The organism is Hyphomicrobium sp. (assembly GCF_036780825.1).
Taxonomy (GTDB): domain Bacteria; phylum Pseudomonadota; class Alphaproteobacteria; order Rhizobiales; family Hyphomicrobiaceae; genus Hyphomicrobium_C.
In genome coordinates, this window is the sequence record NZ_DAIQCD010000008.1 from 69,002 (window position 1) to 87,113 (window position 18,112).

Here is an 18,112-nt window from a genome sequence, read left to right on the forward strand (position 1 = left end):
GCTTGCCTCGAGGTGTGGCAATTACGCATCCGCGAAGGCGATTTCCGGCGCTCTCCATGATGCAGACGGATGGCATCTCCCGTTTTGCCCGTCGTCAGGTGCGGGACGGGAATCCGATCGCGATCTTGAGGCCGGGGTCGTTGCCTACCAGCGTCACGGTGGCGCCGTGCAAATCGGCAATGGCACGCACGAGGCTGAGCCCAAGGCCATGCCCTGGGTTCGATCGCTCGCGTTCGAGACGGTAAAACCGGCGGAAGACGTTCTCGTATTCGGCTGGCGGGATTCCAGGCCCGTCGTCCGCCACCGTTACGACCGGCCCTCGCAATGAGGCGAAGAGCGTGATCTCGATTGCAGTGCCGACAGGGCAATGCTGCAGTACGTTCTCGATGAGATTAGCGAAGAGCTGCAAAAGCAGCTCATGGTCGCCGCGGATCTGGGGTACGACCCCGCGCGCACCGTTCCAAACGAGCGTGAAGCCGGCATCCTCGATCACCGGCGCGTAAGCTTCGATGGCATCGTCAAGAACGCTCTCCAAGCCGATGTCGACGAAGCGGGCGCGCCGGTCGCCGGCCTCGAGCTGGCCGATGTTGAGGAGCGCTTCGAAGGTCGCAACGATGCTGTCCACCTCGGCGATGGCGTCATCGAAAACCTGCTTGATCCCTGGATCGCGATCGGCGGCCTCGCTTGCGCCTTCCAGCTGCTGGCGCAGGCGGGTCATGGGCCGCTTGAGATCGTGGGCGATGTCGGTCGAGGATTGGTTGGCGTTCTGGACCAGCCGCTCGAGCTGGGTCAGCATGGCGTTGATGCGCTCGCTCACCTCGTCCAGGTCGTGGCGCGTTGGGCGGGCAGGCACGCGCCGGTGCAGCTCGCCCGCCGTCACAGCGGAAAGGGTGTCTGCAATGTCATCGATGCGCCGTTGCGCGCCGCGCGCCAGGTAGATGCCGGAGCCGACGCCGAGAATGGCCGTCGCAAGGATGCCCCAGCCGAGACTGCGCATGAGGATAAGGCGCGCCTGATGCACCTCTCGATCCGAGCGGCCGATGAGGAGCATGCCCTTGGAAACGGGCGTCCAGATGGCGAAAAATCCGTCATCGTGGCCAGTGCCATCGCCCGCCACTTCGGGCAGACGCGAACGGGCGAGCTTGCGCCAGCCTTTAAAGGGGTGCTCGGTCCGGATGTTGCCGGCGACGATCTCGCCGTTGGCATTCTCGAGGGCGAAGATGCTGTCGGCGTCGCGAACGGATTCGGCTTCGTCGGTCACGACGCTGACCAGCTCGTCGAAACCGTAGCGGCGGTCGATGGCGAGCAGCGCGTCGCGCGTGTGGATGATGCGGGCGCGCACGCTGTCCTCGATGCCGTCCGCCAGATACGCGATCATGACCGTAAAGAGCGCGGAAACGGATAGCGTAATGATGAGGGTGAACGCGACGGCAGAGCGAACCTGCGTGCGCCGGAACAGGTCACGGACTGTCATTGATGGAATAGCCGCTGCCGCGGATCGTATGGATCAGCGGAGTTGCGAATGGGCGGTCAATCTTGGCGCGCAGGCGGGAGATATGCGTTTCAACGACGCTCGTGCGCGGATCGAAATGAAAGCCCCATACGCGCTCGAGCAGCATGGTGCGCGTCACCACGCGCCCCTTGTTGCGCATCAATGTCTCGAGGAGCACGAACTCCTTGGGCTGCAGCTCGATGCGCTCGTGCCCGCGCATGACTTTGCGGCTGGTGACGTCGAGCTCGAGATCTCCGGCGCGGAGGATGTCGCTTTCGGTGCGCATCGGAGCCCGCCGGCCGAGGGCGTTGAGGCGGGCGAGCAGCTCGGCGAAGGCGAATGGCTTTACGAGGTAGTCGTCGCCGCCGACATCGAGGCCTTGCACCCGATCATTGACGCCGCCGAGCGAGGTCAGAAACAGGATTGAAACGCGGCTGCCAGCCGTTCTCAGCGTGCGCGCGAGCGACAGGCCATCGAGGCCCGGCAGCATGCGGTCGAGAATGACGATATCGTAGTTCTCACGAATGGCGAGGGCGAGGCCATCCTTGCCGTCGGAGACCACATCGATGGTGTGACCCGCTTGGACGAGGCCCTTGGCCACGTATCGCGCCGTCTCCCTATCGTCCTCCACCAGAAGCAGGCGCATGGTCGGCTCCCATCTGGCCACGTCCTTCCTCGTCCCCCGGCTCTATACCACCTCTCGTGGGCTGTCCAAGCGAGGAGGTGTCGTCGGAGATGAAAAGAGCCCGAACGCTGAGTGCATTCGGGCTCCAGATACCCTGCAAGGACCAGGTATCGAACGGCAGCATCCGAGGGGGACCAATTGTTCAGGAGCTGGCTGTGGGCGCCGCAGGGGACGCTCACTCTCATGAGCTGCCAAAGCCAACATTAGGCATGCAAGCTTACCACGTGATGTCCGTCAGCTTACATTTATCGTAAGCTTCGGGATCGAATGCCAATTTCGAGATCCACGATGACGGCGTGCTGTGCGTGCGCTTTTGGCGATCCGGCGATGCCCGTGCGTTCGTCCACATTTCCTTGCGGGGGGGACCGCTCGCCTCACGGATGATCTGGATTTAGGCTGCGCGCGCAGGCGGCGGGATATGCCGGCGCCGGCCATCTGAAAATTCTTTTTTCCATGATTGAAAATGAAATTTCAAAACGGGAGCAAACAATGATCTCTCAAATGATGGTGCGGGCTATGGGACGCACGGCGCTCGCATTGCTGGCGGCTGTGTCGTTGTCCACGCTCGGGCAGGCGCGAGAATGCCGGACGGAGCCGATCGTCGCCGAGGGCCAGCCGGCGATGTCGCGCGATCTCGGAGCCTATCAAAGCTCACTGTTCGCTTGGCGGCGCGTCGTGGCGGAGAAGCTCGGCCCCGAATTCAATTCGTGGCGCTATGCCGATGCGCGCTCCGTGGATTGCAAGCAGATCGGCACGGAGAAGGGCACGCGCTGGGTGTGTAAGCGATCGGCCCTCCCGTGCAAGGACACGCTGTCGACAGTGCTTAAAGGCGAGAAGCTCGAGAAGTTCGCCTGTCAAAGCGAGCCTGTCTCGGCTTACGGACGACGGGAGAAGACCGAGGCGGAGGCGCTCGAACAGGCCAAGTGGGCATGGCGCATCGATGTGAGAAAGAAGTTCGATGCCTCATGGGCGATGTGGGACAACGCCACCGGCGCTGATAGTGACTGCCGCAAGATCAGCGGCAAGTTCCAATGCGTGGGCGTGGCCACTCCATGCAAGGAGAAATAGCCTCCGGGCGGCGTGACGGAATGGCGTGGGAAGGATCGAAACTGCGATAAGCCGCGGGTCAGGCGGCGGCCGCGGGCGGCGCTTCGGGTGCCGCAGCGGCTGGGCCGCCGCCCTCGTCGCCGGCTTCGCTCTCCTCCTGCTCCGCTTGCGAAGCCGGGTGCCCGGCGGTGCTCGCAAAGCGCGAGATGATGTAGGCGACAACGGCAAGGAAAAGGATCAGCGGAAGATTGCGGCCCACACCGCGCGCGACGGGGGGCAGGGCGGCCGGGCCAATGGAGGTGAGAAGCGATCTTATCTCCGGGGTGAGGAAGTCGGCGGCGCCACCGGAGCCTTCATCGTCTCCCTCGCCACTCTCGGATGCCGCCGATACCGCCTCGCTGGTTTCCGGCTCAGTGTCGGTATGCGAACCGGAGCTGACGACGGCCATCGTCACGAGACCGATCACGGCAAAGAGCACCGCCATGCAGACGTACGCAGCAAACGGTCCGTACAGCTCGACGAGCTTCACGGCCATGGCCGCTGTTGCAAAGCCGGCGGCGACGATGAGCGGCACGGCTACGAGCGCGCGAGAGAGAAACCTCGCGATGACATGATCGATCGAGCGCTCGGCACGTTTCAAGAGACCTTGGAACATAGAACAATCTCCCTCCGGAGGCCGCGAGCCGCCAAGTTACACAAGGCTCTTCCGCTTAAGACCTCCAGAGCGCGCCGATGATGAAGCCGATGCCAGCGGCCACCGCGAGCGTGGTGAGCGGCTGATCCTTCACCGATTTGTCGACGGCTGTCTTTAGATTGTCGGCGACAGCCTGGACGTGCTCGCTTGCCTGCCGGCCCTGCTCGGTGACGTTTTGCACTGTCCGGTCGATCTGCTCGCCAGTCCGCTCGGCGAGGCTGGCGGCCTTGTCTGCAAGATCGTCGCCCGTCGTCCGGCCGCCGGGGGCGCGCGTACTCGTGCTCGAAGGTGACTGTGCCATGGAACGGAGCTCCTATATTCTGTCGATGAAACGGCGGGACCGCCGTCAGGGAGCTAAACGCCGTCCGCGCCTCTTGGTTTCATGAACAGCGGCCATTCATCCCGGCAGCTCGGGCGTATCGTCCGGAAAGAGATGGCGGAAAATGACCATGGCCGACATGAGGATCGGAACCGCCACGAAGGCGCCGATGGGACCCCACATCCACGTCCAGAAGCCGATGGCCAGAAACACGGCAAACGGGTTCAGGGTCATGCGACGGCCCATCAGAGCCGGCGTGATGAACTGGCCCTCGACGGTGGTCATGGCGATGTAGATGAGCGGCGCGACAAGGGCCGCGGAAACGGTGGGGAAGGTAAAGAGGCCGACGAAAAACAGGACAGACGTGGTGATCACGGGCCCGATATAGGGAATGTAGTTCAGCACCGCCGCCAGAACACCCCAGAGCATGGGATTGGGTAGGCCTATGACGTAGGCGAGAACGGTCGTGAGCACGCCCAAACCGAGATTGACGATCGTGAACGTCCCGAAATAGACGGTGGTGTTGTGCTCGATGTCGGCATAGATGTGCATCGCCGTGAGGCGCGCTTCGCGGCTCGGCAGAACGAGCACCGAGCGGCTTTTGATCTGCTTATGGTAGATCATGTAGAAAATCAGGGCGCCGAGAAACAGAATGCCCTGCGTCACCGCCGGCGTCAGGACGGCGATGATGCCGCTCACGATGTTGGTGCCTTCCTCGACATGCAGCCCTGTGCCGGGAGATCCGGTGACCTGGCCGATGACGCCGCCAAGCTCCTTCAAGACATCGAGAGGCCCGGAAATGGATTGCAGCTTCTCGCGGACCATGACGCCGAGTTCGGTTGCCCGTCCCAGCCAATAGGTGAGAGGAAGCGAGAGCAGCGCCACCACGGTCAGCAGCACCGCGATCATGGCCAGAGTGACCGCGGCGACGGCCGGCACGCGAGGCACTCCGCGCTCCTCCATCCATAACACGACGGGGAGCAGGATGTTCGCCACCACCCAAGCCAGGATGATCGGGACGGCTACCTCCTTCATGAGGTAGAGCGCGGCAAGAACGGCAAGCGCAAACAGCCCAGTGACGGACACATCGGCAACGATCCGCCAGGTCTCCGCGGAGGAGGATTCCGTTTTTACATCGTCAGGCGCTTCCGCTTCCGGCGTTCGCCGGTGTGCTTCAGACGCTGCTTCCGCGGCTATCGTCATGGGCCGTTACTCCAGTTACATGGGCTTCTTGTCCCGCTCGCGTTTCCCTGGCCGCGTTTCCCCGTCTCGTGTTTTCAGTGTACGGGCGATGGTGCGGCTCGCGCCGGCCGCTTGCGACAGCAGCAGCTTCCAGTTCCAGCCTCCCTTGAGGTCGTGCAGCAGGCGGAGGAGCTGGGCGCGCTTGGCTTCAGGCAGGGCCTCTGCAATGCGCTGCCAAAGGTGCTCGACGTTATAGGGCTCGCTCGTCTCTGCGAGGCTCACGGGAACGGCTTCGCCCGCCGCGAAACCGAGGTCCGCGGATGCGGCGGCGATGGCGGCGCGGATGGTCTCCGCCTTCGGGCGCGTGTCGGAGGCGAGATCGTAGGGGGGCGCCCATTCGCCGAAGGGCCGCAGACGGTCGATATGCGTGGCGACGAGGATGATGGGCGGACGGCGGCGATCCAGGCGCGCGCCGAAATGCTGCCGCAGCGCATCGAGGGCTTTGCGGTCGAGAGCGCGATCGGCGCGGTGGACGGCAGACACCCAGAGGATGAGGTCGCTATCCGCCGCCTTCGCAACGAGCTGTGCGAGCTGATCGGGATCGGCGGAAAGGCCGGGGCTGTCGATGACGAGCGTCGCCGGGAGGCCCTCCCGCTCGAGCCGATAGGGCGTATAGGCGGCGGTGGCTGGAAGTGTATCTGTCGCCGCGCGTGCTTCGTTGGCGAGCGCATTGACGAGCGCGGACTTGCCGGCTCCGGTCTGGCCGGCAACGAGGAGACGCAGCGGCTCGGTGCGGGCTTTGCCGAGGGCCTCGTGATCGGCAGCGGTTTCTCCCGAGACGTGGCCGGAGAGCGTTCCCGAGGAGACGCGCAGCCGGCCGCCGTAGAGATCGATGGCCGCGCGGCCGACCTCGAGCACGTATGCGTCGGTGAGCTTGCGCGAGATGGCGTCGCGGCCCCATTGCATCATGGCTTTCGAAAGCTGCTCTCGCGCCTCGCTGGCCGCGGCCGTCGCCGGATTGGCGAGGCGGACGACGCGCCAGACATCGTAGGCGCGCTCGGCCCAGTCGATGGCGCCGCGCCAGCGGTACAGGGCAAGCCCTTGCGCGACCGTCAGGCGCTCGCCGAAGGGTACGTTCTCGATCACGAACACGCGCAGCCGGCGGCTCACCCGCTCGATGATGGCAAGCGCCTCGGGAGCGGTGAACTGCCATAGCGGATCGGTCCGGCCGCCATGCAGCCTGCGGGCCACGACCTCGATTGTCTCCTGCGCGAGTTCGAGCAGCTTCTGGCCATTGGTGATGCGTTCGGGATCCGTGTTCTCGGCGAAGGCTTGCACGTCTTGCCACGCCTGCTCTTCCGCCGGCGACCAGCCGAGACGCAAGGCGTTGTCGCCGTTGGCCGCGACGCTTTCCGGCTTCTCTGGCGCCGCTTCCGGGGCCAAAGCTGACACGGGAAGAAGACGGCGCTGCACGGCGTATACGGCGGCTACGGCAGCGAGCGCGAAGCCGGTCCAATGCAGGAGATAACCGTTCTGCCACAGCCACAGGCTTCCGAGCGGAAGGAGAGAGAGCGTCGGAACGAGCAGGCCGAAGGCGAGGAGGATGAGAGAGGCTGCGCGTCGCGCCCGCGGCGGGGGGCTTGCACCTTCAGTCATGGCTGCGTCGTTTTCCTTTCTTCGCCCGCCGTGCGCTCTCGCGCCATGCGGAACGCGTCCCGCAGCGCCTGCTCGTAGACCTGGGCGATGCCACCGCGATCTGCGGTGCCGAGGCGGCGGCCATGGAGATAATAGACCGCGGCCTTGCCGAGCGCGTAGGTGACAGCGAAGCTCGCGGCGGCAGACGCGGCTGCGCCGGCGGTCTGGCCGTAGACAGGCAGAAACTTTGCAAGCTGGCGAATGCCGACGCCGGCAGCGACCTTCGCTACGGTTCCGGCGCCGAGCGCGGCCGTGAGCTCCGCATAGGCACGCTTGTCCCATGTAACGCCGTAGAGGCGTCCGAGCCGGCTCAGCATGCGGGCCTGGATGGTCGAAGCCGCGATCGCTCCGGCTACAGGCAACGGCACGAGATCGCCGCCGGCCGCCGCCATGGCATGGCCCATGACGATCGGATCGGCGGAGCGCGACAGGGGATCGGACGTGAACCCGGGCAGCGACGCGAGCGCGGCCAGCATGCGTGCGGGGGCGACCGTTGCAAGAGCTTCGGCCAGTGCGTCGAGCCCGTAATCGGCCGGCGGCAGGCCATCGTCGGGTCTCGTGAGGTCCACGGGGACGAAGAGGAGCGCGCCGCGTCCCGGCAGCTTGTCGAGAACGCTACGCTGATGAGCCAGGGCGCGCATGAGATCGATCGGAATGCGAGCGATGGCGTCCGGCGGAGCGTGGGGCTCGAACGGATAAGGCCGCGTGTGCCCGTGCCCTGGCGGGTATCCCTCGTGGAGGCTCGTCTGGGCGACGACGATCGGCCATTCGAGATGGCGGCGGCGTACCTGATGAAGGGCGTCGAGCACGGCGTCCTGATCGGGATCCATGGCGCGCATCGTGGCCACGATCAGGTGAGACGAGCCCTCGGCGAAGGCGAGATCCTCGGCGGGGTCGTAGCCGGTCTCGCCAAGTCCGCGGGTATCGAGGAAGCGCAGCACCGGCATCTCGGATGGGAAAGCGTAGAGCCGTGCCGTGCGGGTGCAGGGCCGGAAGCCGTCACCGATCTCCGCGTCCGTGCTCGCGGTGATGGTGCGGATGATGGAGGTTTTGCCGCTCTGCACCTTTCCGAGGAGCCACACCACGGGAGCGTAGCTATGGCTCACGTCTTCATCGGATGTGCCGGATGCCGTGCGCGTATCGTTTCGGTCGCTATCGGAGCGGGCCCGCGTCCCTTTGCCACCCGACCGGCCAGGCAGCACGCTCTTCAGCGCCGCAGCCCATCTCGCCATGTAAAGCCTCTCACTGGTCACGGAATCCGAAGAGACTCGGCTTCCTCCCCACCGCATCCGGCTCATGGAAAACCCCCGGCGCGTGCCAACGGTTCCCCGTGAGCTTCAGTCTACCTCATTTCCAGGCTTCGGTATTTCTGCTCCGCATGGCGTGGAGATGGCGCTCGTGTATGATCCGCGCCGCAAGATGCCCACCTGGAATTTCGATCGATGCTCAACATGCTGTCCAAGGCGGCCGGAAGCCGCGTACCAGAGGTTTCCGGCGTAGCTCTCCTCGTCCTTATCGCCATTACAGGCTGGATCGGACTGCGATATCTCGATCAGGCGAGCTGGATCCGCCATGCGCTCCAGGTCGAGACTGCGATGTCGGATACCTGGTCGCTGTTACAGGACGCAGAAATTGGCCAGCGCAGCTTCGTCCTGACGGGCGAGAAAAGCTTCCTGAAGCCGTATCTCGACGCGCGGCAGGCGCTGCCGGACGCAATAAACACATTGCAGGCGCTGGTTTCGGACAATCGGGAGAGGCTCGAACAGGTCGAGGCCGTGCGCGGCATCATCGATCGGCGCCTTGCCATTGCGGCTGAGACCATCTCGCTGCGGCAAACGGAGAGCTTTGAGGCGGCCAGGGAGAAAGTGCTGGAAGGCGAAGGCCGCCGACTGATGGAAGATATTCATGCGCGCTTCCGTGAAATGCGGGCGGGCGAGGCGATGGTTCTGGTTGCGAGGCAAGCGGCCGCTCTGCAGGCCATCTCGGCAATGGCCGTCGCTGCCGGTCTTGCCCTGGTCGTGATCCTCGCGGCGCTGGCTGCCTGGATCGTGAACGCGCGCCGGGCGACGGCCGAGCTCTCCGAAGCGCACCAGCTGCTCAAGACTTCGCTGGCGGAACGGGATGCCGCCGAGCAGCAGATCCGCCAAATGCAGAAGATCGAAGCCATCGGCCAGCTCACGGGAGGCATCGCACACGACTTCAACAACATGCTGGCTGTGATCATGAGCGGGATCGGCCTTGCTCAAAAGCGCCTCGCGAATGGCGCGCAGGGAGCGGAGGAGCTGCTGCGCGACGCCCTCGATGGGGCGAGCCGCGCCGCGACGCTCGTAAAGAGGCTTCTGGCGTTTTCGCGCCAGCAGCCGTTGGCGCCGAAGCCGATCGATGCCAACCGGTTCGTTGCTAGCATCTCGGAGCTCATCTCGCGTACCATCGGGGAGTCGATCAGCGTCGAGACGATCCTCGGGGGCGGGCTGTGGCTGACCCATGCCGATCCGGTTCAGCTCGAGAACTCCATCCTCAATCTGTGCGTCAACGCACGGGACGCCATGCCTGAGGGGGGCCGGCTCACCATCGAAACCGCAAACTGCCATCTCGATGATCGCTATTCGCGCCTGCATCCGGATGTGCCGGCGGGCCATTACGTGCTGCTTGCCGTTAGCGATACGGGAACCGGCATGACGGAGGAGGTTCTGGCGAAGGCGTTCGATCCCTTCTACACCACAAAGGATCCGAGCAAGGGAACGGGCCTTGGCCTTTCACAGGTGTACGGGTTCGTCAAGCAGAGCGGCGGGCATGTGAAGGTCTATTCGGAGCTGGGCGAGGGAACCACGGCCAAGATCTATCTGCCCCGCCATTATGCAACGGATGCCGATCGTCTGGAGCCTGAGCAGATACCGCACGAGGCCCCTGGGACTGGGACGGTGCTCCTGGTCGAAGACGAGGTGCGGGTGCTGGATCTCACTGCGGCCAGCCTACGTGAGCTCGGCTACACCGTGCTGGAGGCCCGAAGCGGGAAGGAGGCGCTCGAGGTGCTCGCGAAAGATGAGAGCGTCGACTTGCTGCTTACGGATATCGTGATGCCGGAGATGAACGGACGGCAACTCGCGGACGCGGCTTGCGAACTCAGGCCAGACCTGAAGGTGCTCTTTATGACCGGCTTTACGCGGAACGCCGTCGTTCACAACGGGGTGCTCGATCCTGGCGTGCATTTCATCGCCAAGCCTTTCTCGCTCGAAGAGCTTTCGATCAAGGTGCGCGAAGTCATTCGCGCAAGGCCGCGCGCGGCTGGTTCCTGATCGGTAAATGCGGAAAGCTTTGTGCAATTGGCTTTTAGGTCTTGGCAAACGTCAGGTCTTGGCAAAGGTCCTGGCGGGTTGGCACGTGTAGCGCGAGACGTAGAAGTTCGGATGCGCTTCGCTCCACTTCGCTCCTTCGACCTGCGAGGCGATCAGGCAGCCGGTAAGCCCGACATGTTCCTGAAGCTGGATCGGATTCTCCTCGTGGCATGAGGCCCCGATGACCACCGAACATACGGTGAGAATGAGCTCGTACACGGTGCCTCCTGCCGTAAGCGTTGATCCCGACCCAACCAACGCTGCGTCGTGCCGTTGGTTCCGGCCTTAGGGATACCCGCCGATGATGGGGAGCAATTCGCCGGTGATGTAGCTCGAGCAGGTGGGTGCCGCCAGAAAGACATACGCGGGGGCAATTTCCTCTGGCTGTGCTGCGCGCTTCATCGGTGTCGATGATCCGAACGAGGGAAGTTTGTCGGCCGGCTGATCTGCAGGATTGAGTGGTGTCCAAACCGGGCCGGGAGCTACTGCGTTGACTCGTATTCCCCGTGGCAGGAGGCTGGCCGCGAGCGAGCGCGCAAAGGCGTGAATGCCGCCCTTCGTCATCGAATAGTCGAGAAGCCTGCTGCTGCCCTGGAAGCCGGTGACCGAGCCGGTCATGATGATCGAGCTTCCTGATTTCATATGTGGAACCGCGGCGCGCGCGAGATAGAAATAGCCGTAGAGATTCGTCTTCAGAGTGCGGTCGAAGTGCTCGTTGGTGATATCCAGAATATCGTTTGCATGTTCCTGGAACGCGGCGTTGTTGACCAGGATGTCGAGCCCGCCAAGCTTATCGATGGTTTCTTGCACCGCGCGCTCGCAATAAGCGGGATCGGCCACGTCTCCGGGAAGGAGAATGCAACGGCGTCCTTCTGCTTCCACCGCCCGCTTTGTCTCGCGTGCGTCCTCCTCTTCTTCCAGATATGAGATCGCAACGTCCGCGCCTTCGCGAGCGAACAGGACCGCGACGGCCCGCCCGATGCCGGAGTCTCCTCCTGAGATGAGGGCCACCTTATCCTTGAGCTTCTCGGATCCCTTGTACGCGGGCGCCTCGAACATCGGGGCGGTTTCCAGATCTTTCTCGAGGCCCGGCTTCTCAAGGTGCACGTCGTCGAGGGTTTCCGGATATTCGCGCTGGCCGACCTGAACGGGGCTTTTTTTCTGCTTCTTGGAGGTTGTTCCTTTTTTCGCGTCCGTCTTGTCGACGCGGGCTTGGATGCGCCGCCCTTCCTCGGCGGCCTGCTTGGCGCTTTGCGATGGCTCGTGGGCGGTCATGCGATTTCTCCTTGTCCAGTCTCTTGCTCGTGCGGAGATATTGAAACGCGATAGCCTCCCGGTTGTTGCAGCGCATGGGCGAGGTGAGGAACGGAGACGGGCTCTCGCCGTTCTCTCCATGAGAAGACGAGAATAGACGCAGAAAAGGAGGTGCATCCTATGCACTATCCTCGACGTTGGAGCGCGCGCGGCGCACTGATGACGTTGCTCTTGATGCCGGCGGCGGCGCTGGCGCAGACGCCTCCGAAGCCGTTGCCGTCGGCGCCTCCGGAGGTGATGGAGCCGCCAAGCGAAAATCCGGCGCCTCCCGCTGATCCCAGCACCGGAGGGGACCGCCCCAAGGAGCCGCTGACCCGCCAACTCAATGAAGGGGAAGGCGTGCTTGAGCCTCCGCGCGGCATCGATCCGCAGATCGAGAAGGAGCCGCCCAAAGACTTCGAAGGCAAGACACCCGTCATCCCGCCACCGGGCGAGCACGGCGGGGATCCCAACGTCCAGCCGAAATAAATACCGCTTTCCAGTCTCAAATGCTCAGGCTTGAGCGATAAAAAAAAAAGCTGCGGCGTATAATTCGCGCCGCAGCTTTGCTTCATGGAGGGGCCGCTCAGCCTCAATGCCAGTTGGCGCGCGCTGAACCGCCCGGATGGGAAAGGCGGACACGCTGGTCCACTTTATTGACCCAGGCGAGGGGGATGTAGTGGTGCTCGCCACCGGCTGCCGGATCGTTCTTGGTGAGCTTGAGGTTGTCGCCCTCACAACGGTCAACCGTGCCGACGTGCTCGCCATCCGAGCCGACGACTTCCATATGTTCCCGAATTTGGGATGGATCTATCATTTTCGAAACTCCTTTTGTCTTTTCTCGCGCGCTGACACGCTTTTGCTCCTTGATCTCGTCTTGAACCTCCGGAGGGATCGGAGGACCGGGGAGAACTGATTTCTCCCCGGTGTCAGCCGTCACGGCGCTTTTCACCGCTTCATCCTGATCAGACGACTTCTCAAGAGCCGTTGCGCTTTCCGGCATGTCGCCGGCCTCGTGCGCGCTCTCGCGCGCCTTTCCTTTGTTGCTGCCTGTCTTGGCTGTGCTCATGGCACGATCTCCCGTGCTGCGTGGCGGCAGGGATCCAACGCGCGCCTCTTTCCGGGAGTTCCGTATTTCCGGTGGCTCAGGCTTTCAGCGCTCCCTCCTTTGCCGGGACGGCTTCGGGGGCCCGCTTGCCGCGCCGCAGGTAATGCTCGCCGATATTGAGCAGGATTGGTGCTGCGATGAATATCGACGAGCTCGTTCCGAGAACGAGACCGAAAAGCAGCGTCAGTGCGAATTCCCGGAGCGCCGGACCGCCGAATAAGGCAAGGGGTGCGATGGCAAGGAACAATGCAATCGATGTCCCGATGGTGCGCGAGAGCGTCTCGTTGATGCTGAGGTCGATGACGTCGCGCAACGGCGTCTTCTTGAAGCGCACCAGGTTCTCGCGCACGCGGTCATAGACCACGATCTTATCGTTGATCGAGAAGCCCATGATGGTGAGAACGGCCGCGATCGAGGTCATGTTGAACTCGAATCCCGTGAGCGCGAGGAAGCCGACTGTCTTCGTGAGATCGAGGAACATCGTCGTGATGGCACCGACGGCGAAGGGCCATTCGAAGCGGAACGTGATGTAGGCGAACATGGCGACGGCGGCGAGGCCGAGCGCCCATAAGCCGTCGTTCAAGAGCTCCGCGCCAACCGATGGTCCCACGACCTCGACGCGACGGATCTCCGTGCCGGGAATGCTCTTCTCGACGGCTTCGCGAGCGGTGCGCAGCGCGACCTGCTGCTCTTCGGGCGTGCCGTGCGGGTGCTCGAAGCGCAGCAGGACATCGTCGGCTCCGCCGAAGCGCTGGATCTGTACGGGCCCGAGGCCCGCATCCTTCAGCGCATTTTGCAGGGCGGGCGCATCGGCGGCGTAGGGCGTCTTCGCCTCGATCACGACGCCGCCGTCGAAGTCGACGCCCATGCGGAGACCGGGATGGATGGCGAGGCCGATCGAAGCCAGGCTGATGATGGCAGAGACGACGAGGCCCGAATAGCGCGCGCGCATGAATGGGATGGACGTATGTTCGGGGAAGAAGTGAAAGCGCGTGCCGATGGTGAGCGTCTTCGGCCGCTGCCATCTGAACCACAAGGCGGTGAGCAGGCGGACCAGCAGGATGGCGGTGAAGATCGAGATGACGATGCCGAGACTGATGGTGACGGCGAACCCACGGATGGCGCCGACACCGACGACGAACAGGATCAGCATCTTGATCAGAGTCGTGAGATTCGCGTCCATGATGGTCGTATAGGCGCGGCGGAACCCGGTCTCGATGGATGTAACGACGCCCGTGCGTTTCGCGAGCTCCTCGCGCGTTCGCTCGTTGATGAGGATGTTCGCGTCCACCGCCATGCCGAGCGCGAGCAGGATGCCCGCCATGCCCGGCAAGGTGAGCGAGGCGCCGAGCATGGAGAGGCAGGAGATGGTCAAGGCCAGGTTGATGAGCAAAGCGGCGGTCGCGAAGAGGCCGAAGCGGCCGTACGTCACCAGCATGAAGGCGACGACGAGGATGAAGCCGGCCACGATCGAGTAGAGACCGGCCTGGATCGCGTCCGCGCCGAGGCTCGGGCCGATGCTGCGCTCCTCGACGACGGTCAATGGCGCGGGAAGGGCGCCGGCGCGTAGCAGCACGGCGAGGTCGTTCGCCTCCTCGACCGTGAAGTGGCCGCTGATCTGGCCCTGTCCGCCGAGAATGGGCTCGCGGATCACCGGGGCACTGATCACCTTGTTATCGAGCACGATGGCGAAGGGCTTGCCGACGTTTTTGGTGCTGACGTTGGCAAAGCGCCGGGTGCCGATGGAATCGAGGGCGAAGTCGACCACCCAGCCGCCGGCTCGTTGGTCCATCGCTGCGGTCGCGCGTGTGAGGTTCATCCCGTCGATCTCGACATGGCGATAGACTGGGATCTTGTCCTGGCCTTCGCTGCGATCGGCCATGGGCAGCAGCTCGATATCCGGACTGGTCGTCGATCCCTCCGGCGCGACAAGGCGGAACGTCATCTTCGCCGTAGAGCCGAGAAGACGCTTGATGCGATCTGGATCGGAGACGCCGGGCAGCTCCACGAGAGCGCGCGCCTGGCCCTGGCGGGCGACGTAAGGCTCGTTGACCCCGGTCTCGTCGATGCGGCGGCGGACGATGGAAATCGATTGCTCGACCGCCTTTGTCGAAAGGTCCGTCACGGCTTGCGGATTGAGCGTCACGGTGAGGACGCTGCCGGCGGCGGAGGGAGCGTAGACCAACGCCCGGCTCTGGCTGTCCAGACGCTCATTCAAGATTTCGCTCAGAGCCTGCCGGCCGGCGTCCATCTGGCCGGCGTCGGCGAAGCTCACGGCCACGCTTTCTTTTCCGGCGGTGATGGATGTGAAGGGTACGTGAGCCTTGCGAAGCGCCTCCGCCATTGCCGCGCGGGTGCTCGCGATCCGCTCCCGGATGACGGAGGACATATCGACTTCGAGGAGGAGATAGGAGCCGCCTTGCAGGTCGAGGCCGAGATTAACGCGGGGCTGGGGCAGCCACTGCGGCAGCGTGCCGGGCGCGAAGAAGTTCGGGAGCGAGAGCAGCGATCCGATAAGGCAAATACCGAGGATCAGCGCGGTCTTGAAGCGCGAGAAATGAAGCATGATCAAATTCCCATGGGGTCAAGGCCGCCCCGGACCTTCCGGCGGGCGGCTCGACAGGATGCCGAGTGATGGAATGCAGACCGGGGGAATCAGGCGCCGGGCGGCGCGCGCGTCAGACCATCGCGCGTACGCGCCACATCTGTGACAAGGCCGAAATCGGCCGCCGAGGCGATAGAGGAAACGTCGGGCCAATGGAGGTCGCCGCTTCCCTTGGGGAGCAGGGCATCGCCGCCGGCATTGCCGCCGAGCCTTAAGGAGGGTTCGGAAACGTCGATGCGGAGAAGGATGGCCCGATCGGCGGGGTGCGCGTCGGCGCCGTGGCCGGCAATCGACAGGCTGCGCGCGAACCCGGCGTCCGGCCCAAGCGCGGCGGCACTCGCAAGCGCGCTCAAGAGAACGGCCAGCAGGGCGGACCAGGAGTCTCGGCCTCCAATGTGGCGGCGCTGGCGATATGTCACGGCGATGGCCTCGCTTCGAGTCCCCACAAAATAGGGAGCGCCTCGAAAATAGCCAGAGCTTATCGGCGTCCGCGCTGGATGCTTTGAGGATGGAACCGCAACGCTGCCGGGGAAGAACACCGCCTGTCGCCCCGGTCAGCAAACCTTTGAAATAAAAGGACTGAGACGAGAAAATGAGGGCATCGCATGTGGGTTCTCCCACGCTGCGCTGCCGTCTTGGTGCTTCAGCGCCCCAGCAAAATGGCTCATGATGCTGCCGCGCCAGCAACAGGCATCTTCTCGATATTGCAAATGGTTTGCAATTGCATTACTTTGCGCAGCAGGGGTGCAGCTTGGCGACGGAGGGATCGCGTGCACGGGATAAGAATGGCGAACCCGCTGAGGTCTCTCTTGGCGGCGGCACTGACCGCCTTGGTGCTCCACGGAAGCGTCCTGAGCTCGGCCGCCGCCGATGGGAAGGAACAGCGATTCGATATCGTCGCGACCACCGGCATGATCGCAGATGCCCTCAAGCAGGTTGGCGGCGACCGTGTATCCGTCACCGCGCTCATGGGTCCCGGTGTGGATCCGCACACCTATCGCCAGACGCGATCCGACATTGCGGCCATGACAAAAGCCAAGGCGGTATTCTGGCACGGCCTCTATCTTGAGGCGCAGCTCGAGGATTTTCTCAAAGATCTGTCGAAGCGGAAGACGGTCGTCGCGCTGGCCGAGCACATACCGAAGGATCAGCTCCTGTCGCACCCGGAATACAAAGGCCGCTATGATCCCCACGTGTGGATGGACCCGCGCTTATGGAAGAGCGTGGTCCTCGCGGCCCGTGATGCGCTGACGGCGCTCGATCCCGCCGGAGCGGAGACGTTCAAAGCGGGCGCTGAGCGGCATCTGGCGGATATCGACACGCTTGCCACTTATGCCGACGCTACCTTGAAGAGCGTTCCAGAGGGTGTGCGGGTGCTGCTGACGGCTCACGATGCGTTCAACTACTTCGGTCGCGCGTTCGGCTACGAGGTGCTCGGTATCCAGGGGATCTCGACCGAAAGCGAAGCTGGGCTCAGCCGCATTGAAAGTCTCGTCCGGACAATCGTCGAGAGGAAGATTGGTGCCATCTTCGTCGAAACCTCCGTCTCGGACCGGAACGTCAAGGCGCTGATCGAGGGTGCGGCAGCAAAGGGGCACACCGTGATCATCGGAGGCGAGCTCTACTCCGACGCCATGGGGGCACCGGGCACTTACGAGGGCACCTATATCGGCATGATCGATCATAACGTCACCGCCATCGCGCGGGCACTTGGCGGCGACGCGCCCGAAAAGGGGCTCAACGACAAGCTCGCCTCGCTGCAATCGCGCTCCAAGCTCTGAGGAAAGAATAGGCCGCCATGGATCCTGCGGTAACGCTCGTCAGCAAGAATGGCCGTGTATTGGGCAGCGCCCATCCCGACAGTCCGCTGGCGATCGCGGGACTCACCGTCTCCTATGGCGAGAAGCCGGTGCTTTTCTCGATCGATTTCGTGGTGCCGCCCGGCGCCATGGTGGCGATCGTGGGTCCGAACGGAGCCGGCAAGTCCACGCTCATCAAGGCCGCGCTCGGCATCGTGGGTCGCATCAGCGGCGATGTGACGTGGTACGGTAGGCCGTATGTCCGGGTTCGCGATCGCATCGCGTATGTGCCCCAGCGAGCCAGCGTCGACTGGGACTTTCCGGCGACGGTGCTCGATGTGGTCATGATGGGGCTCTATCGGGAGATCGGGCTCTTCCGCTTTGCCGGACGGGACCACCGCCTGAAGGCGCTCACGTGCCTCGAGCGTGTCGGCATGTCGGGATTTGCAGACCGGCAGATCGGTCAGCTTTCTGGCGGACAGCGCCAGCGCGTGTTCCTGGCGCGGGCGTTGGCGCAGGAGGCGGATCTTTACGTCATGGACGAACCGTTCGCGGGCGTTGATGCCGCAACCGAGCGGGCCATCGTGGCCGTCCTGAAGGAACTCAACGCCGCCGGCAAGACGATCTTGTGCGTTCATCACGACCTGGCGACTGTGGCGGACTACTTCGACCACGTGCTGCTCCTCAACGTACGCAAGATCGCGAGCGGCCCCGTGGCCTCCGCGTTCACCGCGGAAAACCTGCAAGCGACTTACGGAGGCAAGCTCGCAGCGGCCCAGATCGAATCCATTTCCGGAAGCGGCGGCGCGGCAGATGCGAGCTGAAGCGAGGGTGAGCGCATTGCGGCGCCGGCAGGAT

At 63.8% G+C, this 18,112-nt stretch carries 17 protein-coding genes; 5 read left to right on the top strand and 12 right to left on the bottom strand.

Going from position 1 to position 18,112, the window contains the following annotated elements; genetic code table 11:
• Positions 1 to 94: 94 nt before the first annotated feature.
• On the bottom strand, positions 95 to 1,474 hold the full coding sequence (locus tag V7P99_RS05695; protein WP_333793823.1) for a HAMP domain-containing sensor histidine kinase: 1,380 nt from the start codon (positions 1,472 to 1,474) through the stop codon (positions 95 to 97).
• Entirely contained in the window at positions 1,461 to 2,138 is a 678-nt protein-coding gene (locus tag V7P99_RS05700; protein ID WP_333793824.1) for a response regulator transcription factor, read from the bottom strand. The genes V7P99_RS05695 and V7P99_RS05700 overlap by 14 nt, the downstream gene beginning before the upstream one ends.
• A gap of 528 nt (positions 2,139 to 2,666) precedes the next feature.
• Between V7P99_RS05700 and V7P99_RS05705 the strand changes: the two genes are divergently transcribed.
• Positions 2,667 to 3,245, top strand: a complete 579-nt coding sequence (locus V7P99_RS05705) for a hypothetical protein (protein ID WP_333793825.1) — start codon at positions 2,667 to 2,669, stop codon at positions 3,243 to 3,245.
• A 58-nt stretch (positions 3,246 to 3,303) separates the two neighbouring features.
• On the opposite strand, the gene V7P99_RS05710 is transcribed toward V7P99_RS05705, so the two are convergent.
• The 5 genes from V7P99_RS05710 to V7P99_RS05730 form a co-directional block, all read right to left on the bottom strand.
• Positions 3,304 to 3,879, bottom strand: a complete 576-nt coding sequence (locus V7P99_RS05710; RefSeq protein ID WP_333793826.1) for a hypothetical protein — start codon at positions 3,877 to 3,879, stop codon at positions 3,304 to 3,306.
• A 55-nt stretch (positions 3,880 to 3,934) separates the two neighbouring features.
• Positions 3,935 to 4,219, bottom strand: a complete 285-nt coding sequence (locus V7P99_RS05715) for a DUF883 family protein (RefSeq protein ID WP_333793827.1) — start codon at positions 4,217 to 4,219, stop codon at positions 3,935 to 3,937.
• Positions 4,220 to 4,315: 96 nt separating this feature from the next.
• A complete protein-coding gene (locus V7P99_RS05720; protein ID WP_333793828.1) occupies positions 4,316 to 5,440 on the bottom strand; it encodes an AI-2E family transporter in 1,125 nt (374 codons plus the stop codon).
• Positions 5,441 to 5,455: 15 nt separating this feature from the next.
• A complete protein-coding gene (locus tag V7P99_RS05725; RefSeq protein WP_333793829.1) occupies positions 5,456 to 7,075 on the bottom strand; it encodes a GTPase in 1,620 nt (539 codons plus the stop codon).
• On the bottom strand, positions 7,072 to 8,346 hold the full coding sequence (locus V7P99_RS05730) for a YcjF family protein (protein WP_333793830.1): 1,275 nt from the start codon (positions 8,344 to 8,346) through the stop codon (positions 7,072 to 7,074). Before V7P99_RS05730 ends, V7P99_RS05725 begins: the two co-directional genes overlap by 4 nt.
• Before the next feature lie 210 nt (positions 8,347 to 8,556).
• Between V7P99_RS05730 and V7P99_RS05735 the strand changes: the two genes are divergently transcribed.
• Complete coding sequence (locus tag V7P99_RS05735) at positions 8,557 to 10,410, top strand: CHASE3 domain-containing protein (protein WP_333793831.1); 1,854 nt, start codon at positions 8,557 to 8,559, stop codon at positions 10,408 to 10,410.
• 51 nt (positions 10,411 to 10,461) lie between these two features.
• Here V7P99_RS05735 and V7P99_RS05740 read toward each other — a convergent pair whose 3' ends face one another.
• Positions 10,462 to 10,668, bottom strand: coding sequence for a hypothetical protein (locus V7P99_RS05740; RefSeq protein WP_333793832.1), 207 nt, complete (start codon positions 10,666 to 10,668; stop codon positions 10,462 to 10,464).
• Between the two features lie 66 nt (positions 10,669 to 10,734).
• Positions 10,735 to 11,724, bottom strand: coding sequence for an SDR family oxidoreductase (locus tag V7P99_RS05745; RefSeq protein WP_333793833.1), 990 nt, complete (start codon positions 11,722 to 11,724; stop codon positions 10,735 to 10,737).
• Between the two features lie 159 nt (positions 11,725 to 11,883).
• Between V7P99_RS05745 and V7P99_RS05750 the strand changes: the two genes are divergently transcribed.
• On the top strand, positions 11,884 to 12,231 hold the full coding sequence (locus tag V7P99_RS05750) for a hypothetical protein (RefSeq protein WP_333793834.1): 348 nt from the start codon (positions 11,884 to 11,886) through the stop codon (positions 12,229 to 12,231).
• Positions 12,232 to 12,334: 103 nt separating this feature from the next.
• Here V7P99_RS05750 and V7P99_RS05755 read toward each other — a convergent pair whose 3' ends face one another.
• From V7P99_RS05755 to V7P99_RS05765, 3 genes are all read right to left on the bottom strand, one after another.
• Positions 12,335 to 12,811 carry a DUF2171 domain-containing protein gene (locus V7P99_RS05755; protein ID WP_333793835.1) on the bottom strand — a complete coding sequence of 159 codons (477 nt, stop codon included), beginning with the start codon at positions 12,809 to 12,811 and terminating at the stop codon, positions 12,335 to 12,337.
• Positions 12,812 to 12,887: 76 nt separating this feature from the next.
• Positions 12,888 to 15,416, bottom strand: a complete 2,529-nt coding sequence (gene secD / locus V7P99_RS05760) for a protein translocase subunit SecD (RefSeq protein ID WP_333793836.1) — start codon at positions 15,414 to 15,416, stop codon at positions 12,888 to 12,890.
• An 89-nt stretch (positions 15,417 to 15,505) separates the two neighbouring features.
• Positions 15,506 to 15,874, bottom strand: coding sequence for a hypothetical protein (locus tag V7P99_RS05765; protein ID WP_333793837.1), 369 nt, complete (start codon positions 15,872 to 15,874; stop codon positions 15,506 to 15,508).
• A gap of 366 nt (positions 15,875 to 16,240) precedes the next feature.
• On the opposite strand from V7P99_RS05765, the gene V7P99_RS05770 reads away from it, so the two are divergent.
• Positions 16,241 to 17,236 (top strand): metal ABC transporter solute-binding protein, Zn/Mn family, encoded by a 996-nt coding sequence (locus V7P99_RS05770; RefSeq protein WP_333793838.1) that lies wholly within the window; start codon positions 16,241 to 16,243, stop codon positions 17,234 to 17,236.
• A gap of 17 nt (positions 17,237 to 17,253) precedes the next feature.
• Positions 17,254 to 18,078: a metal ABC transporter ATP-binding protein gene (locus V7P99_RS05775; protein WP_333793839.1), complete on the top strand. Its 825-nt coding sequence runs from the start codon at positions 17,254 to 17,256 to the stop codon at positions 18,076 to 18,078.
• Positions 18,079 to 18,112: the final 34 nt, after the last annotated feature.